The organism is Sandarakinorhabdus sp., assembly GCF_040398645.1.
Lineage (GTDB): Bacteria > Pseudomonadota > Alphaproteobacteria > Sphingomonadales > Sphingomonadaceae > Sandarakinorhabdus.
Genome location: NZ_JBBATR010000011.1, coordinates 31,567 through 38,776, shown reverse-complemented (window position 1 = coordinate 38,776; position 7,210 = coordinate 31,567). Strand labels below are relative to the sequence as shown.

General features: G+C 63.7%; 8 protein-coding genes. 3 read left to right on the top strand and 5 right to left on the bottom strand.

Translation table 11 applies throughout. The annotated features are described in order from the left end of the window. Both ABWP50_RS04315 and ABWP50_RS04310 read right to left on the bottom strand, forming a co-directional pair. Window positions 1-407: SDR family NAD(P)-dependent oxidoreductase (locus tag ABWP50_RS04315; RefSeq protein ID WP_353216762.1), on the bottom strand; the 407-nt coding region annotated here is incomplete at its 3' end. Between the two features lie 64 nt (window positions 408-471). Then, window positions 472-1,704, bottom strand: coding sequence for an alkaline phosphatase family protein (locus ABWP50_RS04310; protein WP_353216761.1), 1,233 nt, complete (start codon window positions 1,702-1,704; stop codon window positions 472-474). A 62-nt stretch (window positions 1,705-1,766) separates the two neighbouring features. Between ABWP50_RS04310 and uvrC the strand changes: the two genes are divergently transcribed. Further along, complete coding sequence (uvrC, locus tag ABWP50_RS04305; RefSeq protein WP_353216760.1) at window positions 1,767-3,689, top strand: excinuclease ABC subunit UvrC; 1,923 nt, start codon at window positions 1,767-1,769, stop codon at window positions 3,687-3,689. 17 nt (window positions 3,690-3,706) lie between these two features. Then, window positions 3,707-4,396, top strand: coding sequence for a glutathione S-transferase family protein (locus ABWP50_RS04300; RefSeq protein WP_353216759.1), 690 nt, complete (start codon window positions 3,707-3,709; stop codon window positions 4,394-4,396). Window positions 4,397-4,412: 16 nt separating this feature from the next. On the opposite strand, the gene ABWP50_RS04295 is transcribed toward ABWP50_RS04300, so the two are convergent. The 3 genes from ABWP50_RS04295 to ABWP50_RS04285 all read right to left on the bottom strand — a co-directional run bounded on the left by ABWP50_RS04295 (window position 4,413) and on the right by ABWP50_RS04285 (window position 6,576). Next, entirely contained in the window at window positions 4,413-4,793 is a 381-nt protein-coding gene (locus ABWP50_RS04295) for a hypothetical protein (RefSeq protein WP_353216758.1), read from the bottom strand. A 190-nt stretch (window positions 4,794-4,983) separates the two neighbouring features. Beyond that, the gene (locus ABWP50_RS04290; RefSeq protein ID WP_353216757.1) at window positions 4,984-5,814 is read right to left on the bottom strand and encodes a hypothetical protein; all 831 of its coding nucleotides are present in this window, start codon (window positions 5,812-5,814) and stop codon (window positions 4,984-4,986) included. A gap of 90 nt (window positions 5,815-5,904) precedes the next feature. Next, window positions 5,905-6,576 (bottom strand): nitroreductase, encoded by a 672-nt coding sequence (locus ABWP50_RS04285; protein WP_353216756.1) that lies wholly within the window; start codon window positions 6,574-6,576, stop codon window positions 5,905-5,907. Window positions 6,577-6,633: 57 nt separating this feature from the next. Between ABWP50_RS04285 and pgsA the strand changes: the two genes are divergently transcribed. Then, window positions 6,634-7,185 carry a CDP-diacylglycerol--glycerol-3-phosphate 3-phosphatidyltransferase gene (gene pgsA / locus ABWP50_RS04280; RefSeq protein WP_353216755.1) on the top strand — a complete coding sequence of 184 codons (552 nt, stop codon included), beginning with the start codon at window positions 6,634-6,636 and terminating at the stop codon, window positions 7,183-7,185. Window positions 7,186-7,210: the final 25 nt, after the last annotated feature.

The following is a 7,210-nucleotide window of genomic DNA, read 5'->3' as shown; positions in this document are numbered from 1 at the left end:
GGCTCAGCCAAACTGTCCGGCAATGCGGCGGCAAACGCCCGCGTTAGCAGCGCTGGTGCGCGCAGATTGACCGACATGTGCAGATCAAAATCATCGGCGGCAAAATCCTCGATGCGGTCATACACAAAGCGGCTGGCGCTGTTAACCAGCAGGCGCGCCGGCGGCAGGCCCTGCGCAGCGGCCATGATGACAGCTACGGCGTCGGGATCAGCCAGATCGGCGGCCACCACGCTGGCCGAATGACCGGCGGCAGCCAGTTCCGCTGCCAGCGCGTCGGCTTCGGCGCGGCTGCTGTTGCAGTGGATCAGCACATGCCAGCCATCGGCCGCCATTGCGCGCGTGATCGCCGCGCCGATGCGCTTGGCACCGCCGGTGACGATTGCAGTATGGATGGGCGGGGACGTCATATTTCGCGCGGCCTAAGCCTTTGGCGCGCCCGGTGCAATGTCGCTGTTGGCGCAGGCGTTCAGTTTAGCGCAGCGCCGGCTGCAAGCGTGCGGCATCGCCATCGGTGGCTATCGCCGGCAGGCCCAGCAAGCGCAGCAGCAGCGGGTGCACATCGACATTGTCAAACGGCGGCAGCACCACACCAGACCGGAACGCCGGCCCAGCGGCGACAAATGCCGCGGCCATGTCCGGATGCGCCGGATCATAGCCGTGCATGCCCGCCAGGGGCCCGCGCCGAGGATCCGCCTTGGGCGCGCTTGGCCAGATCATCCAACCGACGTCTGCAGCACAGATGATTGCCGGCACGCGCGGATGCTTGCCATAATGCAGGGCGGCCGGAATTTTGGCCTTGGCCCAGCATTGCATATGCGGATGGCGCGTCAGCAGCGCCGCCTGCACGGCCGCTTCGTGGCCCGGCAGCGCATTGATCGCGGCCACCGCGCCGCCGGCCACCAGCGTCAGCTTGGCCGGATCGATGATCTGATCCAGCAGCACCCGGCGATCATCAGCCACCTGTGCCATGCCATGATCGGCCACCAGCACGATATTCGCCGCGATGCCGCGCGCCTGCAGCCCGGCCAGCAACCGCGCCACCTGCCGGTCCACTTCAGCCAGCGCTGCGTTCACCTGCAGCGAATCCGGGCCATAGCTATGGCCGTCATGATCAACCGTATCGAAATACAGCGTGGCCAGCCCGGCGCGCGGCTGGATATCCAGCCAGGCCAGCAGTTGATCAACGCGCGCCGCCTCCGGCATCTTGCCATCGAACGGCAGCCAGTTGCGCGGGCGCACGCCGCGCACCGCCGTCTCGCTGCCCGGCCAGAACATCGTCGCAGTGGGAATACCGGCCTTTTCAGCCGTTACCCAGATCGGTTCACCGTCATTCCACCAGCGCGCATCTTCGACGGCGGTGCGGATCGACATGGCAAAGCGGCCCAGCGCCGGATCGTCCATATTGTTGTTGACGATGCCGTGCCGGTCCGGCCGCAGCCCGGTCACCAGCGTGTAGTGATTGGGGAAGGTGAGCGAGGGAAAGCTCGGCCGCATCGCCGGGGTGGTGACACCGCGCGCTGCCATGGCCGTGATGGTCGGCGTGATGCCGCGCCCTAGATAATCGGCGCGCAGGCCATCGACGGAGATCAGGATCACCGGATTGGCCGACGGCCCCGTCGTCGCCAGCGGCGCTTGTGGGCGATTGCCTGCACACGCCGCCAACAGCAAGGCCAGGCCAACAACAAGGGAGCGCACGAGGGTCATATCGCCTGGGTAGCATCGACATGTGGATTTGCAATGACAGGCCCTGTATCGCCAGTCGAACGATGTCCGAGACGACCCCCGACCGCTTCTCCGAGGAAACCGCCACCTACACGGTGCGCGGCAAAGATGTGCCCGATCTGGATCGCGGCGTCGAAACCATCCGCGCCGTCGTCAAGACGTTGCCGATCAAGCCCGGTGTGTACCGCATGCTCGATGCCAGCGGCGAGGTGCTGTATGTCGGCAAGGCGCGCGCGCTGAAAAACCGGGTGACCAATTACACGCAGGTTACCCGCCTGCCCCGCCGCCTGCAGCGCATGGTGTCGCAAACGCGTGCCATGGAAATCATCACCACCAACAGCGAATCCGAAGCGCTGCTGCTGGAGGCGCAGCTGATCAAACGCTACCGCCCAGCCTATAATGTGCTGCTGCGCGACGACAAAAGCTTCCCGTTCATCCTGCTGCGCGATGGCCATGAATTTGCCCGCATTTCCAAACATCGCGGCGCGCGGGTTGCCAAGGGCAGCTATTATGGCCCGTTCGCCAGCGCCGGCGCGGTGGGCGCGACGCTGAATGCCCTGCAAAAAATCTTCCTGCTGCGCAGCTGCACCGATAGTTTCTTCGCAAATCGCGACCGGCCGTGCCTGCTGCACCAGATCAAGCGCTGCTCGGCCCCGTGCACCGGCCGCATCAACGCGGAGGCCTATGCCGAACTGGTCACGGACGCCAAGGGCTTCCTGTCGGGCCGCACCCAGGATGTGCAGAAAAAACTGGCCGGCGCGATGCAAGCCGCGGCCGAAACCATGGATTTCGAACGCGCCGCCGTGCTGCGCGATCGGCTGAAGGCGCTGACCTATATTCAGGGCAGCCAGGCGATCAACGCCACCGATGCCACCACCGATGCCGATGTGATCGCCATGGCGGTGGATGGCGGCGCCGTGTGCGTGCAGGTGTTCTTCATTCGCGGCGGGCAAAACTGGGGCCACCGCAGCTTTTTCCCCAGCCACACCGACGGCGTTGACGAAGCCGAAATCCTGCAGAGTTTTCTGGCGCAATTATACGAAGATTTGCCGCCAGCGCGTGAATTGCTGCTCGATCGCGCCCTGCCCGAAGCCGATCTGCTCGCCGAAGCCTTGAGCGTGCGGGCCGAGCGCAAGGTGACGATTCGCCATGCCCAGCGCGGCAACGGCCGGCGCCTCGTCGAGCAGGCCCAGCGCAACGCCGAGGAGGCCATTCAGCGCCGCCGCGCCGAAACCACCACCCAGGCCAAGCTGCTGCGCGAACTGGCAGAAATCTTCGATCTTGATGCCCCGCCCAGCCGCATCGAAATCTACGACAACAGCCATATCCAGGGCAGCAACGCGCTGGGCGCCATGGTTGTCGCCGGGCCGGAGGGGTTCCGGAAGGGCGAGTATCGCAAATTCAACATGAAGGACGAAGCCATCACGCCCGGCGACGATTTCGCCATGATGAAGGCGATGCTGTTCCGGCGCTTCACCCGGCTCGACCGCGAAGACCCCGACCGTGAAACCGGCAATTGGCCCGATCTGTGCCTGATCGATGGCGGCAAGGGCCAGGTGTCGGCGGTGCTGGCCGCGCTGGAAGAGCTGGGCGTTGCCGATGTGACCATCATCGGCGTCGCCAAAGGCCCGGACCGCAACGCCGGCCGCGAGATTTTCCATCTGCCGTCGGGCCGCGAAATGACGCTTCCGCCCAACGCGCCGGTGCTGTATTTCCTGCAACGCCTGCGCGACGAAGCACATCGTTTCGCCATCGGCGCGCACCGCGCCAAGCGCAGCAAGGCCATCACCCAAAGCCTGCTCGACGATGTGCCCGGCATCGGCCCGGCCCGCAAAAAGGCGCTGCTGATGCATTTCGGCACCAGCCGATCGGTGAAGGGCGCAACGCTGGAGGATCTGGAAAAGGCCCCCGGCATTTCCAAGGCGATGGCGCTGGCGATCTGGCACCACTTCCACCCGAACGGCTGACCGTCTAGGCTTTGGCCATGCCGATCACATTGTTCACCGCGCCCACGCCCGATGGCTACAAAGTTTCCATTGCGCTGGAGGAAATGGGGCTGGCCTACCTTGTGCAGCCGCTCGATCTGGCCAAGGGCGAGCAGAAGCAGGCCGGGTTCCTGAAATTGAACCCCAACGGCAAGGTACCAGCGATCATCGATGACGGCTTTGCCGTGATGGAATCGGGCGCTATCCTGATCTGGCTGGCCGAAAAATCCGGGCAATTGCTGCCCAGCGAGCCACGCGCCCGCTCCGAAACGCTGCAGTGGTTGATGCTGCAGGTTGGCGGGCTGGGGCCGATGATGGGCCAGGCCAATTTGTTCGGGCATTATTGGCCCGAAAAGCTGCCGGCTGTGCAAACGCGCTATCTGGGCGAGGTGCGGCGACTGCTGGGCCTTTTGGATGCGCGGCTGGCGGACCGTGACTTTCTGGCCGGCGACTACAGCATCGCCGACATCGCGCATTTCTGCTGGGTGCGCACCGCCGGCTGGACCGGGGTGGACACAAGCCCCCTGCCCAATTTGTCGCGATGGATCGAAGCCATCTCCGCCCGCCCCGCCGTTCAGCGCGGATTGAAAGTGCCGGAAGCCTTGCCCTTGAAAGACAACAAGGGTGACAATCGCGCGTTTATCGAGCGCACCCGCAAAATGATGGGACTGGGGCCAAGACAGGCTTGATGCAAAGCGTCGTGGATCAAAGCGGCGCTTGCCACGGCCTCACCATCCACAGGATCAGCGGCCAGACCAACACGATGAAGATGAAGCTGCCAGCGATGCCCCAGGGCACAGCCTGCCCGGCGCGCCATGCGGGCCAGGCGAACATCGCCAGCCACAGTGTCTTGTAGAGGATCTGGATCACTAGAACCGGCCAGAACGGCCGCGGCCAGACCAGACCAACGGCCGATGCCATCAAGATCGCCAGCCACATCGACAGGATCATGAGCCGGATGGCCGGCGCATCGCCATTGACGTCCGTGCCGAAAATCGCCCGCAACCCGCCATCGCGCGCCAACAGCATCGTGGCGCATACAGGCACGAGAATCAGCAAGTTTATGCCATAGGCCAACCGGAGCATCGGCAATATCTGAGCGGCACTTTAATTTCTGTCAAGCAGTCAAGTACGCGCGTTTATGGACCGGCAAATCCGAACAGCCTGACGCAGCCAAACCCTGCATGGCCACATTCCAGGCGGCGGCGACCACAGCCCGTTCATCGAACACACAAGCAAATTGATGGTGCCGGGGCCGCGCCAGGCCTGTCCGCGATCAGCCAGATGTGCACAGGAAGGCGGAAATATAGTCCTTGGTGGGAAATTCGATCTGCTGCATCGAGAAGCTGCGGGCGATCCCTGTCACGGTCACCGACAGCCTCAGCAATTGGCCGGCACCCGCCCGCTCGACATCCTGATGGCGAATGATGTTACCGACAATGCCATAGCCCGGCCGCCGGTTGACCGATTCGGGCAACGGCCGCACCCGCACCCGGCCGAATTGGCCCGATGCCGTCGCTGCGCCGAACAAGGCTTCGGCCTGCATACGGTGCCTGTCACCGTCCGGACCTTCGCACCAGAATATGTCCACCGCCAGCTTGCCGATGGTGCCAGCGGCCTGGCTGTCGACGCCTGGCAACCTGATTGCCGCCACCGGTTGGCCCTTGGCTTGTGCCGCCTGATCAGCGATTTCAACAGTGGCGAATTTCGCCTCTTCGGCGATAGTCAGTTCCAGATTGGCCCTCACCTGCGGCGCAGCAGCCGACAGCAAGGCGTTGCGCAGACGTCGCTGACTGACCCCGTCCCTCAGCGTGTCGATAAGGAAGGCCGCCACCTGTTGCCGTTCGGCGGAGCGTGGCGGCTCCATGGCTGCGATCACCTTGTCGGTGACGCGCAACAGATAGTCACGGTCGGCGACCTCTTGGGATCGCTCGTCCTGCTTGCGCTTGATTTCGACGTCCTGCGCACGCTGCGCAAGCTCGATCTGGCCGATCTGGTCCTCCAGGTTGCGCTTGCCAACTTGGCTCCAGATCCCGACACTGGTGCCGATCAAGCCGAGCACGACACCGATCAGCGCCAGCGGCGATTCCTTCTTGGGTATATCCATCAGCCTGCCTCCCCGCCCAAGCATGCCCATTGCGGAGCGCATGGCAAGTGGCCGATCCGGCCCGTTGTGCCGATCGCTGGCCGACCGATTTCACAGCCCGTGAAATTGCGCCCAATCGCTCATCGGTGCCCGCGCCGGGTGGCATGCGTTGGCCTTGTCATCCGGATCGATGAAGCCAATCGCCATGCCGGTGAACAACATGCGTTCGGGCGGAATGCCGACAAATTCGCCGATGGTCCTGGGATAGATCGCCCAGCATTCCTGCGGGCACGAATCCAGCCCTTCTTCTTTCAGCAGCAGCATCAGCGTTTGCAGATACATGCCCAGATCGCTCCATTGCGGCGGACCCATGGTGCGCGCCACGCTGCAGAACAGCGCTACAGGCGCGCCGAAAAACTGGAAGTTGCGGGCAAACCACATCCGCCGCCCGGCCTTGTCTTCGCGCGGGATACCGAGCCTCGCATAAAGCTCCTCCCCCACGGCAAACCGATAGCCCTTGTACGGCTCAGGCAAGACGTTGGGATAAATATCATATTCGGCGGTTTCCATCTCACCGCCGCCCATCAGCTTGCCCATCATGATCTGCTTCAGGGCGTCCAGCCGCTCCCCGCCCACCACATCGATATGCCAGGGTTGCAGATTGCCGCCCGACGGCGCCCACGCCGCGCGTTCAACCACGCGGCGCAGCACGGCGGCGTCCACCGGGGTCGGCAGGAAGCCGCGCACCGAACGGCGGTGCAATACGGCGTGCGAAACCTTCATGACATGTCCCTTCTGCAACTTTCCTGATGCGATGCGATTGCCTATGGTGCCTGTGTGTTGTCCAGCCTCCCCAATCTGCTCACCCTGTCGCGCATCCTGGCGGTGCCGGGCCTTGTCTGGCTGATGTGGGGCAACAACCCGTGGGAATGGCTGGCGGCCTTTGCGCTTTATACGCTGGCGGCAATCACTGATTATCTGGATGGCTATCTGGCGCGGGCCTGGGGCACGGTATCGAAAATCGGCCAGTTCCTCGATCCGATTGCCGACAAGATCATGGTCGCGGCCGTGATCGTCATGCTGGTCGATTCGCAGGTGTTGCACGGCTACAGCGTGGTCGCCGGCCTGATCATCCTGTTGCGTGAAATCATCGTGTCGGGCCTGCGCGAATATCTGGCGACGCTGGCGGTTTCGATGCCGGTGAGCAAATTGGCCAAATGGAAAACCGCCGCGCAGCTGGTGTCGCTGGGCGCGTTGATCCTCGTGGGTGTTGAACCGCTGCTGCCGTGGCTGCCGGCCATGGAAATCGGCCTGGCGACGCTGTGGGGTGCAGCCATCCTCACGCTGATCACCGGCTATGATTATCTGCGCACCGGCCTGAGGCATATGTGATGCAGCTGGTGTATTTTGCCTGGGT